This is a genomic window from Hydrogenophaga sp. IBVHS1, from assembly GCF_002127265.1.
In the GTDB taxonomy this organism is placed as follows: domain Bacteria; phylum Pseudomonadota; class Gammaproteobacteria; order Burkholderiales; family Burkholderiaceae_C; genus Hydrogenophaga.
Genome location: NZ_NFUU01000001.1, coordinates 635,222 through 660,991 on the forward strand (window position 1 = coordinate 635,222; position 25,770 = coordinate 660,991).

Annotated in this window: 28 protein-coding genes; 17 read left to right on the top strand and 11 right to left on the bottom strand. The window is 66.2% G+C overall.

Annotation, left to right across the window (positions count from 1 at the left end; genetic code table 11):
• The first annotated feature begins 19 nt into the window (after window positions 1–19).
• Window positions 20–1,297, top strand: a complete 1,278-nt coding sequence (locus CAP37_RS03165) for a hydroxymethylglutaryl-CoA reductase, degradative (RefSeq protein WP_086122831.1) — start codon at window positions 20–22, stop codon at window positions 1,295–1,297.
• A gap of 7 nt (window positions 1,298–1,304) precedes the next feature.
• Here the strand turns inward: CAP37_RS03165 and CAP37_RS03170 are convergent, their stop codons facing one another.
• Window positions 1,305–2,243, bottom strand: coding sequence for an EamA family transporter (locus CAP37_RS03170; RefSeq protein ID WP_306297823.1), 939 nt, complete (start codon window positions 2,241–2,243; stop codon window positions 1,305–1,307).
• A gap of 97 nt (window positions 2,244–2,340) precedes the next feature.
• Here CAP37_RS03170 and CAP37_RS03175 point away from each other — a divergent pair, with 97 nt between their 5' ends.
• Window positions 2,341–2,820, top strand: a complete 480-nt coding sequence (locus CAP37_RS03175; protein WP_086122833.1) for an Lrp/AsnC family transcriptional regulator — start codon at window positions 2,341–2,343, stop codon at window positions 2,818–2,820.
• A 4-nt stretch (window positions 2,821–2,824) separates the two neighbouring features.
• Here CAP37_RS03175 and CAP37_RS03180 read toward each other — a convergent pair whose 3' ends face one another.
• The gene (locus CAP37_RS03180; RefSeq protein ID WP_179190115.1) at window positions 2,825–4,285 is read right to left on the bottom strand and encodes an 8-oxoguanine deaminase; all 1,461 of its coding nucleotides are present in this window, start codon (window positions 4,283–4,285) and stop codon (window positions 2,825–2,827) included.
• Window positions 4,282–5,196, bottom strand: a complete 915-nt coding sequence (locus tag CAP37_RS03185; protein WP_086122835.1) for a LysR family transcriptional regulator — start codon at window positions 5,194–5,196, stop codon at window positions 4,282–4,284. The genes CAP37_RS03180 and CAP37_RS03185 overlap by 4 nt, the downstream gene beginning before the upstream one ends.
• Window positions 5,197–5,332: 136 nt before the next feature.
• Between CAP37_RS03185 and gcl the strand changes: the two genes are divergently transcribed.
• The 8 genes from gcl (at window position 5,333) to CAP37_RS03225 (ending at window position 13,766) form a co-directional block, all read left to right on the top strand.
• On the top strand, window positions 5,333–7,120 hold the full coding sequence (gene gcl / locus CAP37_RS03190; protein WP_086122836.1) for a glyoxylate carboligase: 1,788 nt from the start codon (window positions 5,333–5,335) through the stop codon (window positions 7,118–7,120).
• A 17-nt stretch (window positions 7,121–7,137) separates the two neighbouring features.
• Complete coding sequence (hyi, locus tag CAP37_RS03195; protein ID WP_086122837.1) at window positions 7,138–7,935, top strand: hydroxypyruvate isomerase; 798 nt, start codon at window positions 7,138–7,140, stop codon at window positions 7,933–7,935.
• A gap of 10 nt (window positions 7,936–7,945) precedes the next feature.
• Entirely contained in the window at window positions 7,946–8,857 is a 912-nt protein-coding gene (locus CAP37_RS03200) for a 2-hydroxy-3-oxopropionate reductase (RefSeq protein WP_086122838.1), read from the top strand.
• Window positions 8,858–8,925: 68 nt separating this feature from the next.
• Complete coding sequence (locus CAP37_RS03205; protein WP_086122839.1) at window positions 8,926–10,251, top strand: glycerate kinase; 1,326 nt, start codon at window positions 8,926–8,928, stop codon at window positions 10,249–10,251.
• Between the two features lie 70 nt (window positions 10,252–10,321).
• A complete protein-coding gene (locus tag CAP37_RS03210; RefSeq protein WP_179190116.1) occupies window positions 10,322–10,975 on the top strand; it encodes a DUF3348 family protein in 654 nt (217 codons plus the stop codon).
• 10 nt (window positions 10,976–10,985) lie between these two features.
• Complete coding sequence (locus CAP37_RS03215) at window positions 10,986–12,761, top strand: hypothetical protein (protein ID WP_086122841.1); 1,776 nt, start codon at window positions 10,986–10,988, stop codon at window positions 12,759–12,761.
• The gene (locus CAP37_RS03220; protein WP_086124796.1) at window positions 12,761–13,426 is read left to right on the top strand and encodes an OmpA family protein; all 666 of its coding nucleotides are present in this window, start codon (window positions 12,761–12,763) and stop codon (window positions 13,424–13,426) included. Before CAP37_RS03215 ends, CAP37_RS03220 begins: the two co-directional genes overlap by 1 nt.
• Window positions 13,419–13,766: a DUF2894 domain-containing protein gene (locus tag CAP37_RS03225; protein ID WP_086122842.1), complete on the top strand. Its 348-nt coding sequence runs from the start codon at window positions 13,419–13,421 to the stop codon at window positions 13,764–13,766. The genes CAP37_RS03220 and CAP37_RS03225 overlap by 8 nt, the downstream gene beginning before the upstream one ends.
• Before the next feature lie 15 nt (window positions 13,767–13,781).
• On the opposite strand, the gene CAP37_RS03230 is transcribed toward CAP37_RS03225, so the two are convergent.
• The 5 genes from CAP37_RS03230 to CAP37_RS03250 all read right to left on the bottom strand — a co-directional run bounded on the left by CAP37_RS03230 (window position 13,782) and on the right by CAP37_RS03250 (window position 16,784).
• The gene (locus CAP37_RS03230; RefSeq protein WP_086122843.1) at window positions 13,782–14,159 is read right to left on the bottom strand and encodes a nuclear transport factor 2 family protein; all 378 of its coding nucleotides are present in this window, start codon (window positions 14,157–14,159) and stop codon (window positions 13,782–13,784) included.
• A gap of 23 nt (window positions 14,160–14,182) precedes the next feature.
• The gene (locus CAP37_RS03235) at window positions 14,183–15,067 is read right to left on the bottom strand and encodes an amidohydrolase family protein (protein ID WP_086122844.1); all 885 of its coding nucleotides are present in this window, start codon (window positions 15,065–15,067) and stop codon (window positions 14,183–14,185) included.
• Window positions 15,068–15,071: 4 nt separating this feature from the next.
• A complete protein-coding gene (locus tag CAP37_RS03240) occupies window positions 15,072–15,602 on the bottom strand; it encodes a type II toxin-antitoxin system YhaV family toxin (protein WP_086122845.1) in 531 nt (176 codons plus the stop codon).
• A complete protein-coding gene (locus CAP37_RS03245; protein WP_086122846.1) occupies window positions 15,599–15,928 on the bottom strand; it encodes a type II toxin-antitoxin system PrlF family antitoxin in 330 nt (109 codons plus the stop codon). The genes CAP37_RS03240 and CAP37_RS03245 overlap by 4 nt, the downstream gene beginning before the upstream one ends.
• A gap of 103 nt (window positions 15,929–16,031) precedes the next feature.
• Window positions 16,032–16,784, bottom strand: coding sequence for a glutathione S-transferase family protein (locus tag CAP37_RS03250; protein WP_086122847.1), 753 nt, complete (start codon window positions 16,782–16,784; stop codon window positions 16,032–16,034).
• Between the two features lie 107 nt (window positions 16,785–16,891).
• On the opposite strand from CAP37_RS03250, the gene CAP37_RS03255 reads away from it, so the two are divergent.
• Complete coding sequence (locus tag CAP37_RS03255; RefSeq protein ID WP_086122848.1) at window positions 16,892–17,782, top strand: LysR substrate-binding domain-containing protein; 891 nt, start codon at window positions 16,892–16,894, stop codon at window positions 17,780–17,782.
• A gap of 1 nt (window position 17,783) precedes the next feature.
• On the opposite strand, the gene CAP37_RS03260 is transcribed toward CAP37_RS03255, so the two are convergent.
• Genes CAP37_RS03260 through CAP37_RS03270 form a run of 3 tightly spaced genes read right to left on the bottom strand, consistent with a single transcriptional unit; the run spans window position 17,784 to window position 20,513 of the window.
• Window positions 17,784–18,758, bottom strand: coding sequence for a tripartite tricarboxylate transporter substrate binding protein (locus CAP37_RS03260; protein WP_086122849.1), 975 nt, complete (start codon window positions 18,756–18,758; stop codon window positions 17,784–17,786).
• 34 nt (window positions 18,759–18,792) lie between these two features.
• Window positions 18,793–19,155, bottom strand: a complete 363-nt coding sequence (locus CAP37_RS03265) for a hypothetical protein (RefSeq protein WP_086122850.1) — start codon at window positions 19,153–19,155, stop codon at window positions 18,793–18,795.
• A complete protein-coding gene (locus tag CAP37_RS03270) occupies window positions 19,152–20,513 on the bottom strand; it encodes an acyclic terpene utilization AtuA family protein (RefSeq protein ID WP_086122851.1) in 1,362 nt (453 codons plus the stop codon). Before CAP37_RS03270 ends, CAP37_RS03265 begins: the two co-directional genes overlap by 4 nt.
• Window positions 20,514–20,577: 64 nt before the next feature.
• On the opposite strand from CAP37_RS03270, the gene CAP37_RS03275 reads away from it, so the two are divergent.
• The 6 genes from CAP37_RS03275 to CAP37_RS03300 all read left to right on the top strand — a co-directional run bounded on the left by CAP37_RS03275 (window position 20,578) and on the right by CAP37_RS03300 (window position 25,766).
• The gene (locus CAP37_RS03275) at window positions 20,578–21,471 is read left to right on the top strand and encodes a LysR family transcriptional regulator (protein WP_179190117.1); all 894 of its coding nucleotides are present in this window, start codon (window positions 20,578–20,580) and stop codon (window positions 21,469–21,471) included.
• Between the two features lie 80 nt (window positions 21,472–21,551).
• Window positions 21,552–22,550, top strand: a complete 999-nt coding sequence (locus tag CAP37_RS03280; RefSeq protein WP_086122852.1) for a hypothetical protein — start codon at window positions 21,552–21,554, stop codon at window positions 22,548–22,550.
• A 151-nt stretch (window positions 22,551–22,701) separates the two neighbouring features.
• Window positions 22,702–23,205 (top strand): pyridoxamine 5'-phosphate oxidase family protein, encoded by a 504-nt coding sequence (locus CAP37_RS03285; protein ID WP_086122853.1) that lies wholly within the window; start codon window positions 22,702–22,704, stop codon window positions 23,203–23,205.
• Window positions 23,206–23,255: 50 nt separating this feature from the next.
• Complete coding sequence (locus CAP37_RS03290; RefSeq protein ID WP_086122854.1) at window positions 23,256–23,663, top strand: DUF2177 family protein; 408 nt, start codon at window positions 23,256–23,258, stop codon at window positions 23,661–23,663.
• A 28-nt stretch (window positions 23,664–23,691) separates the two neighbouring features.
• Window positions 23,692–24,591 (top strand): YihY/virulence factor BrkB family protein, encoded by a 900-nt coding sequence (locus tag CAP37_RS03295; RefSeq protein WP_086122855.1) that lies wholly within the window; start codon window positions 23,692–23,694, stop codon window positions 24,589–24,591.
• Window positions 24,588–25,766 carry a PHB depolymerase family esterase gene (locus CAP37_RS03300; protein ID WP_086122856.1) on the top strand — a complete coding sequence of 393 codons (1,179 nt, stop codon included), beginning with the start codon at window positions 24,588–24,590 and terminating at the stop codon, window positions 25,764–25,766. The genes CAP37_RS03295 and CAP37_RS03300 overlap by 4 nt, the downstream gene beginning before the upstream one ends.
• Window positions 25,767–25,770 lie beyond the last annotated feature (4 nt).

A 25,770-nucleotide genomic window follows, 5' to 3' on the forward strand; every position in this document is an offset into this window, starting at 1 on the left:
CCTCAACAAGGTTGACCGCATGAACACCCCCACACCTTCCAGCCGCATCGGCGGTTTTCACAAGCTCGGCGTGGCGCAGCGCATCGAGCGCGTGGCGCATTTCGCCAATCTCGACGCCGCAGACCAGGCGCTGCTGGCGCAGACCGGCAACCTGCCAGCCGAGACCGCCGATCACATGATCGAGAACTTCGTCGGCACCATGAACATCCCCATGGGGGTGGCAACCAACCTGCGCATCGACGGCCGCGACCGTCTGGTGCCCATGGCCACGGAAGAATCGTCGGTGGTGGCGGCGGTGTGCAACGCGGCGCGCCAGAGCTACGACGCGGGAGGCTTCATCACATCGATGTCGGGCACGCAGATGATTGCGCAGATACAGCTGACGGGTGTGAGTGATCCGCAGCATGCGCGCATCCGCATTCTGGAGCGGCTGGAGGACATTCGAGCCATGTGCGACGCCTGCGATCCCGTGCTGGTCAAGCTCGGCGGCGGTTTTCGCGATCTGGAGGTGCGCGTGCTCGACACACGCGGTGGAGCGATGGTGATCACGCACCTGATCGTGGATACGCGCGATGCGATGGGCGCCAACGCGGTGAACACCATGGCCGAGAAGCTCGCACCGCACATTGCGCAGTGGACTTCGGGCACCACCAACCTGCGCATCCTCTCGAACCTGGCGGACCGCCGGCTGGCGCGTGCGCGCTGCGTGTGGCCACTGGAGGCCATCGGTGGCGCCGATGTGCGCGACGCCATGCTCTCGGCCTACCACTTCGCCGATGCCGATCCCTACCGCGCCGCCACGCACAACAAGGGCATCATGAACGGCGTGAGCGCCGTGGTGCTCGCGACGGGCAACGACACACGCGCCGTGGAAGCCGGTGCCCATGCCTACGCCGCGCGCAGCGGGCGCTACGCCAGCCTGACCGCCTGGGAAGCCACCGCGCGCGGTGACCTGGCGGGCACCATCGAACTGCCCATGGCCGTGGGTCTGGTGGGGGGCGCCACCAAGGTGCACCCCATGGCGCGCCTGGCGCTGAAGCTGTTGAACGTGTCCAGCGCCGAGGAGCTGGCCCGCATCGTCGCGGCGGTGGGTCTGGCGCAGAACTTCTCGGCCTTGAAGGCGCTGGCCACCACCGGTATCCAGAAAGGCCACATGGCCCTGCACGCGCAGAACATCGCCATGATGGCCGGCGCCGTGGGCGAGGAAATCGATCGCCTGGCCCAGGTGCTGGTGGCCAAAGGCATGGTGCGCATGGACGTGGCCGAGGTCGAGCTCGGCTTGTTGCGAAACCCCTGAGGTAGGTTCAGCGCACGCCGGGCATCGAACCGGAAGGGCGCGCGGGCCAGAGCGTGCGCAGCAGGCGCATGAGGTCGCGGCCATACAGGATGAGCGCCAGCGCCAGCAGGATCAGCGGCATGGCCACGAACACCCAGCCGGTCAGGCGCTCGCCGCCGAGCAAGACCCCCACACACAGCGCCACCACCGGATTGACGAAGGAGTAGCTGCCGGCGAGCGCGGCGGAGGTGTTCTTGAGCAACCACAGGTAGGCGTTGAGCGTCACCATGGTGCCCATGACCACCAGGTAGAGCCAGGCCAGCGCCGAGGCGAGCGAGACCTGCGCCCAGGCCACATCGCGCGAACCCGGTTCCCACAGCCATGCCACCACGAGCCCGAGCAGGCCGCCCAGCAGCCACTGCGCGGCCGAGGCCATGGCAGGTGGGGGCAGGTCGAGCCGGCGCGAGGCGTAAGAGCCCAGGCTCCATGCCAGGGGCGCGCCAAAGGCGCACAGCGTGCCGATCAGCGTGGTGGAGAAATCGCCTTCAAGTGCCAGCAACGCTGCGCCGGTGGCGCCCAGCACCAGGCCGATCCAGCTCGTCACCGGCACGCGCTCGCCGCCCCAGCGCGTCCACAGCGCCAGCCACATCGGCATGGTCGTAACCACCGTGGCCATGAGGCCCGAGCCAATGCCCAGCTTCTGCGCCACCACCATCAGGCTCATCGCAGCGAAAGCCATGAGCGTGCCGATGAGCGCGCTGGCACGCCATTGGGCCCCCGTGGGCCAGGCCAGCCCTTGCCAGCGCGCAATGGCCAGCATGAGCAAGCCCGCCAGCAGGAAGCGAACGCCATTCATGAGCAACGGGGGCAGCGTCTGCATCGCCACGTCGAGCGCGAAATAGGTGGTGCCCCACACCAGGTACACGATGAGCAAGGCGCCGCCCAGCTTGAGGGTTTGGCGATCCACGGCTTTGGGGTTGAAAATGGACGGCATATCCGGCTTTGCGTAGGATAATTTCCGGCGAATCGCCGTGTGTCCGTATTTTGAACAGAATTCAGTCGCCATGCAAGCAAATATTCAGCTCGATGACACAGACGCCAGAATTCTTACGGCATTGAGCACCGACAGCCGTCGTTCCTACGCCGATGTGGCCTCCGAGGTGGGCTTGTCCACCGCTGCCGTGCACGAGCGGGTGAAAAAGATGGTGGAGCGCGGCGTGATCGAGCGCTTCTCGCTCAGCGTGGACCCCGACCGCGTGGGCCTGCGCTTCACCGCCTTCGTGGCGATCCGTAACGACGGCGGTGTGCACTGCCGCGAAGTGGCGCCGCGCCTGCGCGAACTGCCCGAGGTGCTGGAGCTCCACAGCGTGGCCGGCGAGTTCGACTTTCTGGCCAAGATCCGCACCACCCACGCCCGCGCGCTGGAGGAAGTGCTTTACCAGATCAAGGCCATCCCGGGCGTGGCGCGCACCACCAGCACCGTGGTGCTCAACACCGAGTTCGAGGACCGACCCCTGAAGCTGCCCGGCGTGGGCGAGGGCTGAGCGCTCAGGCGCTGCGAGCGCCCTTGGCCAGCTGCATTGCCAGCCGGTTGTGCTGCTCCACGAGTGGGCCGAGGTCCACCGTGGTGAGTTGCCCGTCGCGCACCACCACCTGGCCGTTCACCACCGTGTGCGCTGCCATTGGGCTGGCGCAGAGCAGCAGGCTGGCCACCGGGTCGTGCACCGCACCGCCGGCAAAGCCGAGCGTGCGCAGGTCGAACAGCGCAAGGTCGGCGCACATGCCGGGCGCAACGTGGCCCACGTCCGATCGGCCCAGCACCTGCGCGCCGCCGCGCGTGGCGATGTGCAGCGCGTCGCGCGCGGTCATCTCGGCCGGGCCGAGGTCGCAGCCGAAGAAGGTCCTGCCCTCGCGCGTTTCCGGTGGTTGCAGCGCGCGCCCCACGCGCGCCAGCAGCAGGGCCTGGCGTGCCTCGTTGACCATGTGCGCGCCATCGTTGCTGGCGCTGCCGTCCACACCCAGGCCCACCGGCACGCCGGCGTTCAGCATGTGGCGCACGGGCGCAATGCCCGAGGCCAGGCGCATGTTGCTGCAGGGGCAGTGGGCCACCCCGGTGCGGCTGGCGGCAAAGAGGGAGATGCCTTCGTCGTCGAGCTTCACGCAGTGCGCGTGCCACACGTCGTCGCCGAGCCAGCCGAGCTCCTGCGCGTACTGCGCGGGCGTCTTGTTGAACTTCTCACGGCTGTAGGCCATGTCGTGGTCGTTCTCGGCCAGGTGGGTGTGCAGGCGCACCCCCAGGCCCTTGAATGATCGGGCGAGTGCAGCGCTCTCCTTCATCAAGGCCGGGCTCACGGAAAACGGCGAGCAGGGCGCCAGCGCCACCTGCAACATGGCGCCATGGGCGCTGTCGTGCCAGATTTCGATGAGGCGCTGGCTGTCTTTCAGGATCGCGTCTTCCTTTTCGACCACCGAGTCCGGCGGCAGGCCACCCGAACTCGCGCCCACGCTCATGCTGCCGCGCGTGGCGAGGAACCGCATGCCAATTTCCTGCGCGGCTTCGATGCTGTCTTCCAGCCGCACACCGTTGGGGTAGATGTAGAGGTGGTCGCTGCTGGTGGTGCAGCCGCTCAGGAGCAGCTCGGCCATGGCCACCTGTGTGGACACGCGCACCATCTCGGGCGTGAGCCTGGCCCAGATGGGGTAGAGCCCGCGCAGCCAGCTGAAGAGTTCAGCGTCCTGCACGCCGGGAATCGCGCGGGTCAACGATTGGTACATGTGGTGGTGCGTGTTCACCAGGCCCGGCGTCACCAGATGGCCGCGCGCATCGATCACCTCATTCGCCTCGTCGCGCAGCGCCGGGGGCAGGTCGACATCGGCACCGATCCATTCGATGAGGTTGCCGCGCACGAAGATCGAGGCGTCCTTCAACTCGCGGCCTTGCGCGGGGTCGTTGTGGTCGAAGGTGGCGATGCAGGTGGCGTTCCGGATCAGCAGGGTTGCGTTGTTCATGGCGATTCGCGCAGCCAGTAGCCGGGCTGCGAGTAAACCTTCTTCAGGTGGTCGATGAAAAACCGCACCTTGGCGGGCAGGTGGCGCTGCTGCGGGTAGACGGCGAGGATGTCGTAGGCGGGCAGGGCGAATTCGTCAAGCACCGTCACCAGTTCTCCCCGCTGCAGTTGGGCCTGGATTTCCCAGGTGGAGCGCCAGCCCAGGCCCAGGCCCTCGCTCACCCAGCGGTGCAGCAGTTCGCCGTCGTTGCAGTCCAGGTTGCCTTCGGCACGCACCGTCACGGTCTTGCCGTCCTCCTGAAAATACCAGCCGCGCTGCTGGCCCCCCTGCAGGTTGAAGGCCAGGCAGTTGTGGCGCTTCAGGTCGTCCAGCGTTTTCGGCTTGCCGTGCTTGCGGAAGTAGGCCGGTGTGCCGCACACCACGCGCTGGTTGGTGGCCAGGTGCACGGCCACGAAATTGGGGTCGATCGCGCCACCGATGCGCAGGCCCACGTCGTAACCCTCGCGAACCAGATCCACCACGCGGTCGGTGAGGTTGAAGGAGATCTTCACCTCCGGGTTGGCCTTGAGAAAAGCGCTGGCGTGCGGCGCCACATGCAGGCGCCCGAACGCGGCCGGGGCCGACACCACCAGGTGCCCGCTGGCGCGGTGTTTCTGGGCCGACACCGTGGCCTCTGCCGCCGACCATTGCGCCAGCAGCGCGCGGCATTCGTCGAGGTAACGCGCACCCTGCTCGGTGAGGGCCAGCCGGCGTGTGGAGCGGTGGATGAGCAGCGTGCCCAGCCTGCGCTCCAGCGCGTCGATGCGCCGGCCCATCATCACCGGGGTGATGCCCGCGTGCGGTGCGGCGGCGGCCAGGCTGCCGTGCTCCATCACCAGCACGAAGGCTTCGATTTCCTTGAAGCGGTCCATGGCGGCATGTTAACGCCGGCGCCGGCCGATTGCATACCTGGAGTACCGAATCAAAGTACCTGCACTGCCATTCTCAAGGAGGCAGGTTCTCCCTAGCATCGGACCCAGTTCATCAACCCAGGTAAGGAATCGCACCATGGCCCGAATGACTGCGGCGCAAGCTGCCATCTGTGTGCTGGAGAAGGAAGGCATCTCGCAGGCCTTCGGCGTGCCCGGGGCCGCCATCAACCCGTTCTACGCCGCCATGCGCCAGCGCGGCAGCATTTCGCACATTCTGGCGCGGCATGTGGAGGCCGCTTCGCACATGGCCGAGGGCTATACGCGCGCCAAAGCGGGGAACATCGGCCTGTGCATCGGCACCAGCGGCCCGGCGGGCACCGACATGATCACCGGCCTCTATTCCGCTCAGGCCGACAGCATTCCCATCCTCTGCGTCACCGGCCAGGCGCCACGCGCCCGTCTCTACAAGGAAGACTTCCAGGCGGTGGACATCGAAAGCATTGCCAAGCCGGTGACCAAGTGGGCGGTGACGGTGCGCGAGCCCGCGCTGGTGCCGCGCGTGTTCCAGCAGGCCTTCCACCTCATGCGCTCGGGCCGCCCGGGGCCGGTGCTGATTGACCTGCCGTTCGACGTGCAGATGGGCGAGATCGAGTTCGACCCCGACACCTACGAGCCGCTGCCCGCCTACAAGCCAGCCGCCAGCCGCAAACAGATCGAGAAGGCCCTCGACATGCTGGCGGCCAGCACCAGGCCACTCATCGTGGCCGGTGGCGGCATCATCAACGCTGACGCGGCCGACTTGCTGGTGGAGTTCGCCGAGCTGACCGGCGTGCCGGTGATCCCCACGCTCATGGGCTGGGGCACCATCCCCGACGACCACCCGCTCATGGCTGGCATGGTGGGCCTGCAGACCAGCCACCGCTACGGCAATGCGACGATGCTGGCGAGCGACTTCGTGCTGGGCATCGGCAACCGCTGGGCCAACCGCCACACGGGCTCGGTCGAGACCTACACCAAAGGCCGAAAGTTCGTGCACGTGGACATCGAACCCACACAGATCGGTCGCGTGTTCGAGCCCGACTTCGGCATTGTTTCGGACGCGAAAACCGCGCTCGAACTCTTCGTGCAGGTGGCGCGCGAGCGCAGGGCCGCCGGCCAGTGGCCGAGCTACGCCAGCTGGGCCGGCCGCTGCGCCGAGCGCAAGCGGCTCATGCTGCGCCAGACGCACTTCGAGCAGATCCCCATGAAGCCGCACCGCGTGTACGAAGAGATGAACCAGGTGTTTGGCCGCGACACGGTGTACGTGAGCACCATCGGTCTGTCGCAGATCGCAGGCGCGCAGTTCCTGCATGTGTACGGCCCGCGCCAGTGGATCAACTGCGGTCAGGCCGGACCCTTGGGCTGGACTTTGCCCGCGGCACTCGGCGTGGTGGCCTCGGACCCGACAAAGAACGTGGTGGCGCTCTCGGGCGACTACGACTTTCAGTTCCTCATCGAGGAGCTCGCGGTGGGCGCGCAGTTTCGCCTGCCCTATGTGCACGTGCTGGTGAACAACTCATACCTTGGGCTGATCCGCCAGAGCCAGCGCGGCTTCGACATGGACTACTGCGTGCAGCTTGCGTTCGAGAACCAGAACATGAGCGAGGACGCGGGTGAACTGCGCGGCTACGGCGTGGACCACGTGGCCGTGGTCGAAGGCCTGGGTTGCAAGGCCCTGCGTGTAACCGACCCCGAGAAGCTGCAGGGCGCGCTGCGACAGGCGCAGCAGATGGCCGCGCAGCACCGAGTACCGGTGGTGGTGGAATGCATACTGGAGCGCGTCACCAACATCGCCATGGGCACCGAGATCGACAAGATCAATGAGTTTGAAGCGATCGATTGCCGTGCCCCTCAGGGTCTGGAAACGGTCGGCCTGCTGGACTAGAACAAGGAACGGATGAGATGCCCCAATTCGCTGCCAACCTCTCCATGCTCTGGAACGAGCTGCCGTTCCTGGACCGCTTCGAAGCCGCCGCGCGCGCCGGCTTCAAGGCCGTCGAGTTTCTGTTTCCCTACGACTTCAAGGCCGAGGAGATCACGCATCGCCTGAAGCAGAACCGCCTGCAGCTGGTGCTGCACAACATGCCGCCCGGCGACTGGGCCAAGGGTGAACGCGGCAAGGCATGCTGGCCTGGTGGCGAAGAGGCGTTCCGCACCAACGTGATGCTGGCCCTGCAATACGCCACCGCGCTCGGTACGCCGAACCTGCATTGCATGGCCGGCATTCCACCGGCGGGTGTGAGCGAGGTAGAGGCCCGAGCCGCGCTGGTGAGCAACCTGCGCTTCGCTGCGGACGCTGCGAAGCAGCACGGCGTGCGCCTGCTGCTCGAGCCCATCAACCACTTCGACATGCCCGGCTTCTTCGTCAACCGACCGCGCCAGGCGATTGGCATCCTTGATGACGTGGGCTCTGACAACCTCTTCCTGCAGTACGACATCTACCACGCGCAGCGCATGGAGGGCGAGCTGACCAACACCATCAAAGAGCTGCTGCCGCGCATCGCGCACATGCAATTGGCCGACACGCCGGGCCGCCACGAGCCGGGTACCGGCGAAATTCACTACCGCTACCTGTTCGACCGCATCGACGAGCTGGGCTACACGGGACACATTGGTTGCGAATACAAGCCGCAGGACGCGGGCCCCGGTGGCACGGACAAGGGCCTGGCCTGGATCGCTGCGCACGGACAGACCTTGTGAGGATTCACGCATGACAACGAACAACGCCATGAAAGTTGGCTTCATTGGTCTGGGCATCATGGGCGCACCGATGGCGCTGAACCTGCGCAAGGCCGGGTACACGCTTTTCGTGGCCAGCCGGAGCAAGATTCCGGCGGCCTTTGCAGAAGCCGGCGCCACCGTGTGCACCAACGCCACCGAGGTGGCCAGGCGCGCAGACATCGTCATCTGCATGGTGCCCGACACGCCGCACGTGGAAGACGTGCTGTTCGGTGAGACCGGTGTGGCCCGAGGCTTGAGCGAGGGCAAGCTGGTGATCGACATGAGCTCCATCAGCCCCATGGCCACCAAGACCTTTGCGCAGAAGATCAACGCGCTCGGCTGCGAGTATCTGGACGCCCCGGTCAGCGGCGGGGAAGTGGGTGCCAGGGCCGCGAGCCTCACCATCATGGTCGGTGGGACGCAGGCCGCGTTCGAGCGCGCGAAGCCGTTGTTTGAGGCGATGGGCAAGAACATCACGCTGGTGGGCGGCAACGGCGACGGCCAGACCACCAAGGTGGCAAACCAGATCATCGTGGCGCTGAACATCGAGGCCGTGGCCGAAGCCCTGCTGTTTGCCAGCAAGGCCGGCGCCGACCCGGCCAAAGTGCGCGCGGCGCTGATGGGCGGCTTCGCGGCCAGCCGCATCCTTGAGGTGCACGGCGAACGCATGGTGAAACGCAGCTTCAATCCCGGCTTTCGCATCGAGCTGCACCAGAAAGACCTGAACCTCGCGTTGCAGGGCGCGAGGGAACTCGGGGTGAGCCTGCCGCACACCGCGAGCGCGGCGCAATTGATGCAGAGCTGTGCCGCGCATGGCATGGCGGGACTCGACCACTCGGCCCTCTGTCGGAGCCTCGAGATCATGGCCAGGCATCCCATTGCCCCGGAGCCGTCTGCCTGAAGTGCGTTACTCCCTCTCCCTCTGGGAGAGGGCAGGGGTGAGGGCTCCCCGCACTTAAACTCGCCCCCATGCCCCAGCCAACTGCAACCCCCAGCCTGAACGATCCCCGCGCCTTGCTGCGCCACCTGTACGACGTGGCGGTGCAGCGCGCTCTGCCGCTGCACAACACCGCCGCTTTCCTGCCCGAACCGCCCAAAGGCCGCACCGTGGTGCTCGGCGCAGGCAAGGCGGGCGGTGCCATGGCGCAGGCGGTGGAGGCCCTGTGGCCCGCCGACGCACCGCTCAGCGGCCTCGTCGTCACCCGCTACCACCACACGCCCCCGCGCCCCGAAGGCTTGCCGCTGCGCATCGAGGTGGTGGAAGCATCGCACCCCGTGCCTGACGCGGCGGGGCTGGACGCGGCCCAGCGCATCCTGAAGCTGGCCGAGGGACTCACGGCCGACGACCTGGTGCTCTGCCTGATCTCCGGTGGTGGCTCGGCCCTGCTCACGCTGCCATGCGAAGGCCTCACGCTCGAAGACAAGCAACGCATCAACCGCCAGTTGCTCGAGAGCGGCGCGCACATCGGCGAGATGAACACCGTGCGCAAGCACCTCTCGCGCATCAAGGGCGGGCGCCTGGCGGCGGCCTGTGCGCCGGCGCGCGTGGTCACGCTCACCATCAGCGACGTGCCCGGCGACGATGTGAGCGTGATCGCCAGCGGCCCCACCGTAGCCGACGCCTCCACCTGCACCGAGGCGCTGGACATTCTGCGCCGCTATGCCATCGACGTGCCTGCGCCGGTGCGCGCACAACTGGAGAGCGGCGCGCTTGAAACTCCCAAGCCCGGCGACCCACGCCTGCAAGGGCACGAGGTACAACTGATCGCCACACCGCAGCAAAGCCTGGAAGCCGCAGCCGTGGCGGCGCGCGCCCTGGGCCTGAATGTGGTGCTGCTCAGTGACGAGATCGAAGGCGAGTCGCGCGAGGTGGGCAAGGTGCACGCGGCGCTGGCGCGCTCCACCGCGCTGGGCCGAAGCAGCTTTGGCAAACCCTGCGTTTTCTTGAGCGGCGGTGAAACCACGGTGACGGTGCGGCCCCGCGCCGAGGGCCAGCCACGGGGCCGGGGCGGGCGCGCCGGCGAGTTCTGCCTGGGCCTTGCGCAGGCGCTGGGCGGGCAGGCGGGCGTGTGGGCCCTGGCGGCCGATACCGACGGCATCGACGGCGTGGAAGATAATGCGGGCGCGCTGGTCACGCCCGACACGCTCGCCCGGGCCGGTGCCCAGGGCCTCAAAGTCACCGACCACCTCGCCCGCAACGACGCCTACGGCTTCTTCCAGCCGATCGGCGATCTCGTCATCACCGGGCCCACGCACACCAACGTGAACGACTTCCGCGCCGTGCTGGTGGTCTGAGCGACCTCTGCGTGGTGCCCTGGGCGGTGGTGTTCACCGACCGGCGCGAAGTGTTCCAAAGGAAAAGTGTTTGCGTTACAGCCATTTCAACCGTTCCCCGCTGGTGCGACAGCTCGCCGCATGGCTGCCTGCCGAGCCCGAGGCCGCGCCCCGGCGCGACATCGGCGAGCGGCTGGGTGAATGGCTGAACGTGGCCGATGCCATTGCGCTGCATGCCGCGCATCAGAGCCTGCCCGCTATCAAGACCCGCCGGCGAGGGGGAAAGCCCATGGATGCGCCGGCCGCGCAGGCCGAACTGCAACGCTTGCGCACCACCTTGACCCATTCGATCGCCGCACCACCCATCCACCCGGTGCACGCGGCCGACACCGAGTTTTCTCCGCACCACCAGCGTTACCTGGACCATCAACGCCGCATGGAAATGGCCATTGACGCCTTCCGCGGCCACCTGCGGCAGGCGCTGAGCCAGACTTCTACGCGCCTGGCGCAACTGGTGGCGCTGGATGCCGTGGTGGACCAGATGATGGGCGGGCGCGAACAGAAGTTGCTGGCCGGTGTGCCGTCCTTTCTGAAAACCCGTTTCCAGCAACTGCGCAAGGCCGAGCCGGAAGGCTGGCCACCCCTTTTCGAACACGATTTCCAGCAGACCCTTCGAGCCGAACTGGAGCTTCGCCTTCAGCCGGCCACTGGGCTCGTGGAAGCGCTGACCCAAGACACGAACTGAACGCCCTCTTATGAGCAGCCCTTCTCTGAACCGCCTGTTTCTCCTCTCCGCCTTCGTTCTCGGCCTCGCCGCCATTGTCTGGGTGGGCCTGGGCTTCGTGGGCACGAGCGCCACTGCCCTCGGCATGACCGTGCTCATCGGCGCCATCTACTTGATCGGGGCGCAGGAGATCCGGCGCTTTCGCGCGGTCACGGCGTCCCTCGCGCAGGCGCTGGCCAATGTGCCCCAGCCGCTGGAGCAACTGGGCGACTGGCTCAGCCGCGTGCCACCCGCGCTGCAGAACGCTGTGCGCCAACGCGTGGAAGCCGAGCGCGGTGCCTTGCCGGGTCTTGCGCTCACGCCTTACCTCATCGGTCTGCTGGTGATGCTCGGCATGCTCGGCACTTTCCTCGGCATGGTGGTCACCTTCAAGGGGGTGGTGTTCACGCTCGAAGGCTCGGCCGACCTGCAGGCCATCCGCTCCGCATTGGCCGCGCCCATCAAGGGCCTTGGCCTGGCCTTTGGTACCTCGGTGGTGGGCGTGGCAACCTCGGCCATGCTGGGCCTCATGTCTGCCTTGAGCCGGCGCGAGCGGCAGGACGTGGCGCGGCAGCTGGACGCCCTGACCGCCACCACCTTGCGCCCGTTCTCGCTGGCGCACCAGCGGCAGGAAACCTTCAAGGCCCTGCAGCAGCAGGCGGGTGCACTGCCTGCGGTGGCGAACCAGCTCAGCGCGCTGATGGAGCAGATGGAGCGCCGCAGCCAGCAGCTTGACGAACAGTTGCTGGCAAGACAGGCGCAGTTTCACCAGGAAGCGGCACAGGCCTACAGCAGTCTCGCAGGCTCGGTGGAGCAGTCACTGAAGGAGAGCATGGCCGCCAGCGCCCGCGCCGCGGGTGAGAGCCTGCAACCCGTGGTGAGCAACGCCATGAACGCGATCGCGCAGGACACCACGCGCCTGCACGAGCGCGTGGGCGAGTTGGTGAACACGCAGTTGACCGGCATGGGCGAGCGACTGGAGCAGCGGCAGGCCGCGTGGGCCGCGTCCCTGCAATCCCTGGCCACCACACTGCAAGCTGAATGGCAACAGGCGGGCGCAAATTCACTGGCTCAGCAACAGGCCGCCGCCGACCAGTTGGCGCAAACGGCCACGCTGTGGCGCAACGAACTCGCCACGCTGCGCGCTGAAGAAGCCGCACGAGGTGAAGCGGTCATGCAGAGCCTGCTGCACACCGCCGCCGAAGCACCTATGGCCGCGGCAGAGGTGATCGGGCAACTGCGGCACGACATGAGCCAGCTCACCGAGCGCGACAACCGCGCGCTGCAGGAACGCGCCGAACTCATGAACCAGATCGATGGCCTGCTGAAAAGTGTGGAGGTGGCCACCGGCGAACAGCGCGCTGCCATCGAATCGCTCGTCACTTCGGCCGGGACCGTGCTCGAGCAGGTGGGCCGGCAGTTCGCCGACACGGTGGGCGCACAGGCCGTGCGCGCCGAAGACGTGGCGGCGCAGGTGAGTGGCAGCGCCACCGAACTCGCCAACCTGGGCGAGGCGTTCGGCCACGGCGTGCAGCTGTTCAGCACCACCAACGAAAAGCTCATTGCCAGCCTGCAGGGCGTGGAAAACGCGGTGAGCCAGTCCATCCAGCGCAGCGACGAACAGCTCGCCTACTACGTGGCCCAGGCCCGCGAGGTGATCGACCTCAGCATCACATCGCAGCAAGGGATTCTGGAAGACCTGCGCCGCCTGCGCAGCGCCGAGCCGGTGGCGAAGGCCGAGAAGGCCGAGAAGAAAGCCATCGCATGATGACCCGCCTGGACGATCGCGCGCTCGATGACGACGACGGCACCGACCGCACCGCGCCCGTGTGGGCGGTGTTCGGCGACCTCATGTCCGGCCTGGTTGGCGCCTTCGTGCTGATTCTGGTGGGCGTGCTGGTGGTGCAGATGGACCTGGCGGCCAGCCTGCAGGCCGAGGTGCAGAAACGCCAGCAGGAAGAACAGCGCCGCATGGCGTTGGAGAAGGCACTTGCCATCCCATTGCAAAACGGCCGCGTGACGCTGGACAACGGCCGCATCGGCATCAGCGGCAGCGTGCTCTTTGCCTTGAACTCCGACGAACTGCGCCCCGAAGGCCGGCAGATTCTGCAAAGCCTGGTGCCGCCGCTGCAGGTGTACCTGGGTGAGCGAGATGAAATGCTGATGGTCAGCGGCTTCACCGACGACCGACCCGTGCAGGCCACCAACCAGCGTTTCGCCGACAACCTGGAACTCTCCGCCCAGCGCGCCCTCACGGTGACCCGCGCGCTCATCCAGGAAGGCATGCCACCTCAGCGCGTGTTCAGCGCCGCGTTCGGTGCCGAACAACCCGTGGCTTCCAACAGCGAAGAAAAGGGCAGGGCGCTCAATCGAAGGGTAGAGATGGCCCCGGTGCCCAAGGCCACGCCATCGAAAGCGCCGAACCGTGAGTGAACGGGTTCTGCTTTCCCCGCTGGCCCAGCTCAACCAGCACATCGCAGGGTTCAGCCCGCCGGGCGCTGAACTCCGCAGCGTGCAGGCCTTCCGCGAAAGCTGGGCTCGCATCTCCACCGAAAACGAGGTGACCCACGCCGTGCAACGCGGCCCCGAGAATGCCGGCCCGCTCAACTCGCACATGCTGGTGCTGCGCACGCTCGGCATGTTGCAGACCTTGTCGCCCGACTACCTGCGACGCTTCGTCGCGCATGCAGATGCGTTGCTGTGGATTGATCAGGCAGGCAACCGATTGAAGCAGCCAGCGACCAAAGCGAAAGCCACGCGGCAGAAGCGATAGCACCCCTGCAGGGAATCAGGCGGGCTGCGTCGGCGCCATCTGCGCCGGATCGTAGAAGAATTGCTCCTCGGCGATTTGCTCGCCTTCCCAGCGCTGGTAGGCCAGCTCTTCCATGCGCGTCGCGCTGCCGTCCTTCCACTCGAACTCGAAAATCCAGCGGATGACGACGTGTGAGTCGTTGACGAACACAGGCCGCACGCAGGTTGACTGCACGGAGCGCGCGCGCGCCAGCACCTTGCGTTCGAGCGCCACAAGGCGATCCCTGCCCGTCCTCGGCGCAGCCAGGTTTTCCCGCATGCTGGCGTTCTCTGCATAGAACTCTTCGATGGCTTCCGCGTGAAGGCCTTGTTCGACGCGCTCGATGAAGCGCTCCAGGGTTTCGGTGGTGGGCATGTGATGTCCTTGTCAGAAGGGATTCATGGGGGCAACCTCAACAGCTTCATGATGTTCCCACGCGCCACCAGATCTCGTGTTGCAGGGGTGAGCTGGCGCAGGAAGTTTTGCACGCTCTGAAACTTCATGGCCTCGCTCTCGGCGGAGCGGTGGCTGGCGTCCGTGCCGACCAGGAAGCGCTCGGGCTTGCTCTCGATGAAGGCGAGCCACTGCGGCCACACGTTCTGGCCGTCGCGCAGGATGGTGTAGTCGGGCGAGCGCGGGTGCACAGGCCAGGTGCGTGCGCTCAGTTCGTAAAACAGGTTGGGGTGCTGATCGAGCATGCGCTGCGCGACGAAGAGAGGCGTGTAGCCACCATGCGCCCAGATCACCGGCACATCGGGGAACGACCGCAGCAGTTCGCTGAACTCGCGCAGCCGCGTCCACTCAGCGTGGACCATCACGGGCACAAGGTGCTTGCGCGCCAGCGAAAGGATGCCGCGCAGCGTGGCGCCGTTGGGATTGAAGTCGGCCTCGGGCAGGCCAGGGGAAGGGAAGTGCGTGACCGAGATCTCGCCAATGCCGAGATACAGCCCGGTGGCCAGCATCGTGTCCAGCGTCTCCAGCAGGGCCGGGTCGTCCCGCTCCCAGCCGCGCCGGTACGCGGCGCGCTCGGGGGATACGGAAGCAAACGGAATGAAGCGACCCGGGTGTCGCTTCGCGCTGGCCGCCACGGTGTCGTTGTCGCTGCTGCGGCCCCAGAACACCACGGCGCGCTCCACACCGTGGCGCTGCATCAGCTCGACCTGCATGCGCTCGTCGTTGAGGTGCACGTGGGCGTCGATGAAGGGGATGTTTTCAGGCTCGGTGGCTTGTGCTGTGGCGCAGACCAACGCGAGGCAGATGGAGGCAACAAACCGGGAGCGCATGTGATCAATCCCAGACGTTCAGAGCGCTTGGACTGTGCAGCGTCAGCGGTGGGTCTGACCGCTGAGCCTCGGTCAACAGCTGCGACCAGTCATCCGGTGGATGGCCGCTTTCCAGCATGCGCGAGAAGACGCGGTAGGCATCCTGACGGCTTTCGTAGGCGCGTTTGGTGGCCTCATCGTTCACCCATGCGTACACGATGGTCTGGCTGGGAGCGTGAAAGCGGAAGAACAACCGGTATTGTTGAAAGAACTTCACACGGAACCAGTGCCGGTGAGTCTCACCCAGCGTGTCGCCCTGACGGTATTCAGGTCGGGTCGGGTCTTGCGGGATGACTTCAAACGCCAACTGGCGGATGGCGGCAAGGCGTTTGGTGGCGTTTTTGTGGATATAGCCCTTGGGATCCTTGCGCTGGAGGTCGACGACATCTTGCGTCAGCGCACGCAACTGCTCGAGAAAAAGAGGATGCGCAAACAGCGTCCAGCCGTTGACCACCACAGGCGCGCCCGCAGGCTTTTTTGGGGACGCGCGGCTCATTCATCGTCGGCCGAGAGCGGCGCATCCAGATCGACCTGGACGGCCTGGGTCAAGGCTTTCACGTGTCGAAGCAGGCCCGCGTCCAACGACTTGAGGTGCTCAGGGTGGCGGGCGATGTCGAGGGCAAGCAAGTTCAGGAATGGCTCGAAGGCAGGGTCGACCGCTGCATCGGACACGGCGCGTGTCAGCACCACCTCGCCATCGGGTCGGATCAGGTAGCTGATCTTGTCGCGCTTGTTCAGGCCGAGCGTGCGGCGCACGGCCTCTGGTACCGTGGTCTGGTACCGGTCGGTGAGAGTGGATTCGGCGGCGAGAGAGTTCGGCATGGCGGTGGTCCCGAAAATGATATCGCATGGTAATGCAAATGCATTGTCATGACAAGGCGCTTGCATTGCGGGTCAGCAACCCAAGCGCATGCCTCCCCGGGGCCTACCCGACGTGCCGGCTGAACGCTTCGGATGCGGTGGAGTTGGCGGGAGCCTCCGCCTGAAGCCTCAGCAGCAAGTCATCCAGATCCACATGCCCACCGAACGCGCCTGTGCTCTGCGCAAACTCACCGCGCTCCACCGCATGGGCGAAGCGCACGGCGGGGTCGAGCTCAAGACGCGCGTGCAGAGCGGCCAGGGCCGGGAACTCGCGCCGGTCCAGCACCTGGTGGAAGTCGTTCCAGCGTGCGATGCCCATGAAGTAGGCGTCGGCGGCGGTGCGTCGTGAGCCCGCCAGGCAGGGATTCGAGCCCAGCATCTGCTCCAGATCTGCGTGCACCTTGCGCACCTTGTGGTGCCCCATGGTGGTCACGACACGCTGCTCCTCGTTCGCCAGTCCATGCTCCATGGCGTACCAGAGGGGCGAGAACGACTCGAAGAAGTCGGTGTTGAGAAAGGCCAGCACTTCATTGAAAAAGTCGAACTCAGGCGTGCCTTGCGCGGGGACCAATCCGCTGCCTGTGCTTTGCGCACCGATGTGGTGGAGGATGGCCATGCTCTGGTTTACTTGGCGACCATCGGCGGTGCGCAGAGAAGGCGTCTCGGCTACCGGGTTGATGCGCCGGTAGGCCTCGCTGCTCACCACGGTGGGCATCTCGATGCGGCAGAGCTGGTAGGGCAGGCCGCTCCATTCGAGCGCCACGATGGAGCCGAACGAGCAGCATTCCGGCACACCGTAGAAGAGGATGGGATGCATGAAAAACTCCTTGGGTTGGATGAAGGAGCGAATTGTTGCGTCGTGGACGATGGATGACTAGATGGCAAAAAGTGGATGCAAAGTCCACGAATGTGGACAATGGCCCCATGAACCTGAACGACCTGACCCTGTTCGCCCAGGCGGTGGAAAGCGGTGGCTTCGCGCCGGCAGCGCGGCGCTTCTCAGTGCCCAAGTCCACCTTGAGCAAGCGCGTGGCCGCACTGGAAACCAGTCTGGGTGTGCGTCTTATCGAACGCAATTCGCGCAGCTTTCACCTGACGGAGACCGGGCGCGACTTCTACGAGCACGCGCGGGCCGCGCTGATCGAAGCGGAGAGTGCTCAGCAGATCGTGCAGCAACGTCTCGCCGAACCCAGCGGTACCGTGCGCATCACCGCCGCCGTGCCGGTGGTGCAGTTCCTGCTGGCGCAACACCTGCCGGCGCTGGCCCGCCAATGGCCGCGATTGCTCATCCAGCTGCATGCCAGCGATCGTTTCGTGGACCTCTTGCAGGAAGGGTTCGACATCGCCGTGCGCAGCCACTTTTCGCCATTGCCCGATTCGGGGCTGGTGCAGCGCAAGTTGATGGAAGAAGCGGTGTGGCTGGTGGCCGCGCCCTCCTTGCTCAAGGCGAATGGCACGCCTCGCAAACCCGCAGACCTGTTGAAGCACCCGGGCTTGCTGACCTCGCCCGAAGCCGTGGCATGGGCACTGCGGCGCGACGATGGTGCGAGCGAAACCGTGACGATGCCACCCCGCCTGGTGGCGGACGAGTCCGTGGCGCTGCTCCATGCGGCTTCAGCCGGCCTTGGCATCACCTGCCTGCCTCAAAGCATCTGCGGTCACCACGTGGCGCGTGGCGAGCTCGTTCAGGTGCTGCCCCGTTGGTCAGCAGGCGCGGTGACCACCACCGCGCTGGTTCCCCACCGTCGCAGCCTGCTGCCCTCGGTGCGCGCGGTGCTGGACTTCCTGTCGACGCACATGGCGGCGACCCCCTGAATCACTCCGCCTCGATCCCGGCCGCCTTGATCACCCGGCCCCACATCTCGGTTTCATTGGCCTGAAACTTCACCAGCTCGGCCGGTGAGGTGGGAAACACTTCACCGCCGCTGTTGGCGAAGAACTGGCGCACGCCCTGGCTTTCGATGGCTTTGTGCAGCAGTTCGTTGAGGCGCGTCACCACGGGGGCCGGCGTGCCGGCAGGAGCGTAGGCGGCGAACCAGTAGCCCATGTCGTAACCCTTCACGCCGGCTTCGGCGATGGTGGGCACATCCGGCAGTGCCGTCATGCGTTTCGATGCCGTCACACCGAGCGCGCGCACCTTGCCGGTGGTGATCTGCGGCATGCCGGTCGAGGCGTCGGTGAACATCATGGTGATCTGGCCGCCCAGCAGGTCGGTGATGCCCATGGGGTTGCTGCGGTAGGGCACGTGCAGGATGTTCACACCAGCGAGTTGCTGAAACAGTTCACCCGCCACACGGCTCGATGAGCTGCCACTGCCGAAGGAGAGCTTGCCGGGTGCCGCTTTGGCCGCGGCCAGCACATCGGCCACGGTCTTGTAAGGTGCATCGGCGCGCACGATCATGATCTGGCCGCCCTTGCCGATGCCGGTGATGGCCGCGAAGTCCTTCACCGGGTCGTACGACAGCTTCTTGTAGAGGTGCTGGTTCGCCGCATGCGTGGTGTTGGTGGTGATGAGCACTGTGTGACCGTCCTTGGGCGCCGCGGCCACCGCCTGCGCGGCAATCATCCCGCTGGCGCCGGCCTTGTTGTCGACCACCACGGGCTGGCCGGTCTGTTCGCTGACCGATTGGCCGAGCGCGCGTGCCAGGATGTCGGTGGCGCTGCCGGCAGCGAATGGCACGACAAAGGTGATGGGTTTGGTGGTGAGTGTGGCCTGCGCCATGGCGGCTGGCGCTGCCAGTGCAGATGCCAGGGCGATGACGGCGCGGCGTCGGGTGAAGGGATGGGTCATGTCTGTCTCCTTGTGGGTGGGGATGGAAGCTGCGTCAGTCCGACGGACCGCGCAGATGGGAAACCAGGTCGGCAGGAACCTCAAGCGTGAGTTCCAGCAGATGAAAGGACAGCGCCTTGCCGTGGCTGTCCAGGTTCAGGGCGTCGTTGACGCCGCCGTCCAGCACTTCGTCGAGCACGAAGTTCAGCGCGTGCAGGTTGGGCAGCACATGGCGAACCACGCGAGTGGGCGCGCGGTGACGGAAGTGCTCGGCCACGCGCAGCGCGGTGATCTGCGCTTCGATGAACGGGTAGAGCGCCTCGCTCCAGGCAATCACGCTGATGTTGGAGCGGTTGCCCTTGTCACCGGTGCGGCCGTGGGCGGCGCGCCAGAGCGGGATGTGGACGGCAACGCTCATGGCGCGGACTCCAGCATGAGGAAGCGGGTGGGAACCTGTTCGCGGTCCAGCGTGCACGAAACGGTGCCCAACGTGGGCCGCAGTGCCGTGCGAACGCCGCCACCGCCCGCCGGGCCGCAGGTGTAGAGCGCGTTCACCTCGCGCATGAGGCGTTGCGCGGTGCTCTTGTCGGCATGCCGTGTGGCCACACGCAGGCGCACGTCGGTGGCGCGGCCGTGTGGGGTCTCCTGCAACCAGCGACCGTGGTCGTCGGCCAGCACGCTGGTCACACCGATCAGGTCGATGCGCAGCGGGCCCGTGCCTTGCAGGCGCTGGGTCAGGATATCGGCGGCAAGCCGGGCGCGGGATTCAGCGCGAACACCGGCATAGGAGATTTCCCCTTCGGCCAGCCAGCCGCTCTCGAAGCACACGTTCACCTTCAAGGTGTCGGGCCGGCCGTGCCCCCGCACTCCAGACAGTCGCACCCGGTCGGGTCCCACCTGTTCAACACGCGCGTGGGTGATGTCGGCCACCACATCGGGCGTGAGGTAGGCGGCGGGGTCGTGCACTTCGTAGAGCAGCTGTTCCTTCACGGTGTGCTCGTCGACCACGCCACCCGTGCCTTCGGGTTTGAAGACCGTGCAGCTTCCGTCGGCTTCGATGGCCGCGATGGGGTAACCCACCCGTGCCAGATCGGGTACCTCCTTCACGCCCGGGTCTGCGTAATAGCCGCCGGTGACCTGCGCGCCGCATTCCAGCAAGTGCCCCGCCATGGTGGCCCCGGCGATGCGGTCCCAGTCGTCCAGCCTCCAGCCGTGGTGCGCAAGGGCCGGGCCCAGCACCAGAGAAGGGTCTGCCACCCGGCCTGTCACCACCACGTCGGCTCCCGCGCGCAATGCATCGGCTATGGCCTGGGCGCCGATGTAGGCGTTGGCGCTGATGACCGCACGGCCGGCCAGCTGCTGTTGCAAGTCCGGCGTCATCAGGCGGTCGACCACCCGGTTCGACACATCGTCGCCTTGAACCACCGCCACGCGAGGCGCGCGCAAGCCCAGCGATGCAGCGATGGCCTGGATGCGCTTGCCCGCGCCGAGCGGATTGGCGGCGCCGAAATTGCTCACGATCGGAATGCGGTGCGCCAGGCAGCGCGCAAGCACGGGGCGCACCAGTTCCTCCAGCAGCGGTTCAAAGCCGCCCTCCGGGTCCTGCAGGCGGGCGAGTTGCGCCAGGGCCAGCGTGCGTTCTGCGAGGGTCTCGAAGATCAGGCAGGCTGGTCCTCCGGTGCGGATGAGGGCATCCACCACGGCGTCGGCGGCGTCGATGCGGTCGCCGGAGAAGCCGGCGGCCGAACCCACGTGAAGCATGTTGTTGTCTGCCATGCCGGGCAATGTAGGCGCGATCCAGTCATTGTGGAAACTCGAAATTCAGATATATTGATCCGCAATGCAGATCAATCTGTCCACCCGTGAATTGCGTGCTTTCGTGGCGCTGGCCGAGCAGCGCAACTTCACGCGCGCGGCGTCGCTCTGCCATCTGTCGCAGCCCGCGTTCTCGGCCCTGATTCGTTCGCTGGAAACCAATCTCGGTGGGCGGCTGTTCGAACGCACCACGCGGCATGTGGAACTCACCGCGGAGGGCGATGCGTTTCTCGATGCAGCGTTGCGGTTGATCAAGGACGCGGAGGGTGCCATCGAGGGCGTGCGCGATCACGTCGCGCGCCGGCGCGGTCGTGTCGCCATTGCCATCCTGCCTTCGCTCGCAGCGGGATGGTTGCCGCCTCTGCTCGCGCGCTTTCACCAGGCACATCCCGGCATCGAGCTCGATGTGGCGGATGTGTTGTCCGACGAATGCCTGGAGCGTGTGCGTTCGGGTCGTGCCGATTTCGCGCTGGCCTCGTCGCGCACCGATCTGCCCGAGCTGCGCACCGAGCGCTTCTGCTCGGACGATTTCCACGTGGTCTACCCGAAAGCGCATGAGCTGGCCAAGGCCCAAGGCCCGGTTCGCCTGGCCGAGCTGCACGCGTGGCCCATCATTCAGCTCGCCCGCTCCAGCAGCGTGCGGCAGTATGTGGAGGCCGCGCTGTACCCGCACCGCATGCGCACCGTGCTCGAACTCGAACAACTCAGCACAGTGGCGGGAATGGTGCAGGCGGGCCTGGGCATCACCATCGTGCCTTCGCTCACGCTGTTCCACTTTCAGCAACCCGGCTTGCTGGCGCGCAGGATCAAATCCGCCGGCCTGAAGCGGCAGGTGTTCCTGGTTCAGCGCGCAGACCGTGCGCTTTCATCCGCTGCACAGGGCCTCCACGCCTTGCTGATGAAACACCGGCCCACCTGAAAGGTGCGAGAGCGCACAGACCCTTCCTTCACCGAGCAGATACGGTGCAGTCTCATATTGCAGAGACGCGGAGGATCTTCATGGCCATCACCACCTCGGACACCGGCAGGCCCGGTCAGGTCCCTTCTTACAACATCGACAACGACGACGGCAGTCCCACCATGCTCGGTGCCGTTTCCTGGGGTGCGGTCTTCGCCGGCGCCGCTGCTGCGGCGGCACTTTCGTTGATCCTGCTGATGCTGGGTGTCGGCCTCGGGCTGTCGGCCGTATCGCCCTGGGCCAGCGAGGGCGCCAGCGCCACGGCGCTCGGTGTGTCCACCATCGTGTGGCTCACTGCCACGCAACTGGTTGCCTCGGGCATGGGTGGGTATCTGGCCGGGCGGCTGCGCACACGCTGGCTCCGCACGCACATCGACGAGGTGTACTTCCGTGACACCGCCCATGGCTTTCTCGCCTGGGCCGTGGCGACGTTGACGACGGCGGCGCTGCTCACGTCGGTGGTGGCGTCGATCGTTGGTACCGGGGTGCAGGCCACGGCCACTGTGGCGGGCGGCGCTGCCAGCACCGCCGCCACCACTGCGGTGGGCGCTGTGGCCTCCGGCTCGAAGGCGGGTGAAGGCGAGGACCTCATGGGCTATTTCGTCGACTCGCTGTTCCGCCGCAATGCACCCACACCGCAGGACGCGGCCGCTGCCACGTCCACCACGCCGGGTGTCGCGCCCGCTGCCCCTCAGCCGTTCACCCTCCAGCGCTCGCCACAAGACAGCATCGAAGTGACGCGCATCTTCTTGAACGCGGGCTTCACCGATCCCTTGCCACCCGATGACGTTCGCCATGTGGGTCAGCTGGTGGCGCAACGCACCGGGTTGTCGCAGCAGGAAGCCGAACGCCGAGTGACCGACACCTACGAACGCACCCAGACCCGCCTTCGCGAAGCCGAAACAGCGGCACGGGAGGCCGCTGACAAGGCCCGTTCGGCATCGGCGAAGAGTGCGCTCTGGCTCTTCATCTCGCTGCTCGCGGGCGCCTTCGTGGCCAGTCTGGCGGCCACGTTCGGCGGGCGCCGCCGCGACGCCTGAGCCTGTCCCTTCAACCCACCATTCAAAGAGGCCGACATGCGTTCACTTCTGTTGCTCTTTCTCGGCGTACCCCTGCCCATCATCATCCTGATCGCCATCTTCACCTGATCGGTCGAACAGAGCCCACCTCACCATTCAAGGAACTTGACCCATGAAGCCAGACACCCAGACCAGCCCCGACCGTCAGCACATTGCCGACCTCATCGACGACATCAGCACCGCGATGCTCACCACCGTGGAACCCGATGGCAGCCTGGCCAGCCGGCCCATGGCGCCGCTGGAAATGGACGAGAGTGGTGCCATCTGGTTCTACACCGACCTGCGCTCGCACAAGGTGGAGCAGTTGCAATCGGTGAACCTGGCGTTTGCCGATGCTTCCGAAGGCACATACGTTTCGCTGTCGGGACGCGGTGAGATCGTGACCGACCGCGCACACATCGAACGGCTGTGGACGGCTTTTGCCAAACCCTGGTTTCCGGAAGGGCCCGACTCGCCCAATCTGGGCCTGATCAAGTTCGTGGCCGAGGCCGCCGACTACTGGGACGCACCCGACAGCAAGATGGTTCGCGCCTTCGGTGTGGTGGCGTCTGCGCTGGCGGGCAAACCCATCGCCATGGGCGAATCGGGTTCGCACAGCGGGCTGTCGCGGCCCTGAAGAATCCCTGGGGTTGGCTCACCCGCAGCGTCCGGTAGATACTTCTGTCCATGAACAAATACCTTGCAGCCTACGCCGGCACTGCCGTTGTCATGATCGTGCTGGATCTCATCTGGCTGGGCGTGATCGCCAAGCCGATGTACCAGCAAGGCATCGGTCACCTCATGTCGGAACGGCCCAACATCGCTGTGGCGGTGGCGTTTTATGCGCTGTACGCGGCGGGCGTGGTGATCTTCGGTGTGTCGCCACAATCTGGCGGCAGCGACTGGGGCCACACCCTTTTGATGGCGGCGCTGTTTGGCTTCTTCGCCTACGCCACCTACGACCTCACCAACCTCGCCACGCTGCGCGACTGGCCCTGGCGCCTTTCGGTGATCGACATTGCGTGGGGCACCTTCGTCAGCACGGCGGCGGCGGCAGGTGGCAAGCTGGCGATGGACTGGGCCTCGAGGACGTGAGCGAAACGCGCGTGCGGCGCCCACTGCGATGATCCGGCCAATCGGTGCGTTGATCCGCGACACCCTCAACGCGTGGATCGACGACTACGCGCCCAGCATGGGTGCGGCGCTGGCTTTCTACACCATCTTCTCGATCACGCCGTTGCTGCTGATCGTGATTTCGCTCGCTGGCCTGTTCTTCGGTGAACAGGCTGCGCGTGGCGAAATCCTGGAACAGCTCTCGGGTCTGCTGGGCACCGAGAGTGCGCGCACGGTGCAGACGCTGCTCGAAAGCCTGAACCGGCCAGAGGCTGGCGCCTACGGCACGGTGGTGGGGGTAGGTGTGCTGATCGTGGGCGCCACCACGGTGTTCGTCGAACTGCAGGACGCCATGGATCGCATCTGGCGTGCGCCCGAGAAGCGGGGTGGCAGCGGCATTTTTCAGTTCCTCAAAAGCCGCCTGCTCTCGGTCGGCATCGTGCTGGGCATCGTGTTCCTGCTGATGGTTTCGCTGGTGGCAAGTGCCGCGCTGGCGGCGCTGGGCAAATGGTGGGCGCCCTGGTTCGGGGAGATGGCGCTGGTCGCGAACCTGGTGGACTGGACGCTGAGCTTTGCGCTCATGACCTCGATGTTCGCCATGATCTACAAGTGGGTGCCCAGCGTGAGGGTGGCCTGGCCCGACGTGTTGATCGGTGCGGCGCTCACCGCCTTCCTGTTCACGGTCGGCAAGTTCCTCATCGGGCTGTACATCGGCCGCAGTGGTGTGGCCTCACCTTTTGGCGCCGCCGCTTCGCTGGTGGTACTGCTGATGTGGGTCTACTACTCGGCGCAGATTTTTCTGCTGGGTGCAGAGTTCACCTGGATCTACGCGCACCGCCACGGTTCGCGCAAGGGCATGAGCGAGCACAAAGCCTCGGCCCCTCACCTCGGCAACAGAAAGCCTTTATGAAAAGCCCCTTCGGCGCCCGCCCACCGTCCTACGACGCGCAGGCCATCAACGACACCATCCAGCGAGCGCTGGCATCCGCTGGCCTGGACACTTCGACGGGCCCGATGCGCGATGTGACCGACACCATACGGCGCGCACTGGATCCAGCGGGTGCGAGTGAGGCAGGCGCCCGCGCGACTCAGAGCGCGACCGTGTTCGACGTGGAGGCTACCGTGGTGGACTCGGTCGCAGACACCGCAGAAGCCACGACAGAAGCCACGACAGAAGCCAGCGTGCAGGCGCCCGGAAAATTCATCAAGCATGAGTTCCGGCACAGCGCGGGTGTGCGGCCGTACAAGCTCTACACGCCCACCCGCGTGGTGGACGAGCCGCCGTTGCTGGTGATGCTGCATGGCTGCACGCAGTCGGCGGACGACTTCGCCGTGGGCACGCGCATGAACCGCCTGGCCGACGAGCACGGCTTCCTCGTGGTCTATCCCGAGCAGACCGCGCAGGCCAATTCGTCAAAGTGCTGGAACTGGTTCCGGCCGCAAGACCAGGCGCGAGACGCGGGCGAACCCGTGTTGATTGCGGGCATCGTGCGAGAGGTGGCTGGGCGCCACGGCGTGGCACCGCGCCAGGTATTCGTCGCTGGCTTGTCCGCAGGTGCGGCGATGGCGGTGGTGATGGGCGAGACCTATCCGGAGCTTTTCGCCGGCGTGGGGGCGCATTCGGGTCTGCCTTTCGGCAGTGCGCAGGACGTGGCTTCGGCGATGGCCACCATGAAGGGCGGCCGCAGTGGCATGCCCGGCCTGAAAGACCTGCCGGCCCGTCCCGCAGCATCAAACCGCGCTGCCGCGCGGGCCGTGCCCACCATCGTGTTCCATGGCGACCGCGATCACACCGTGCAGCAGACCAACGCCACCGAAATCGTGAAGCAGGCCCGGAGCGCGCACCAGGCCGCAGCGGGGGGCGGAAACCTGACCGAAAGCACTCAGACGGGCGAGGCACGTGGCCGGCGTTACACCTGCACCGTGCACACCGACGCATCGGGTCGGAGGGTCATCGAGTCCTGGGTCCTGCACGGGGCCGGGCATGCCTGGTCCGGTGGCGATGCGCGGGGGTCCTACGCCGACGGCGCAGGACCCGATGCCTCGGCAGAGATGGTTCGCTTCTTCCTCGCGCTGTCTCGCTGAGGCG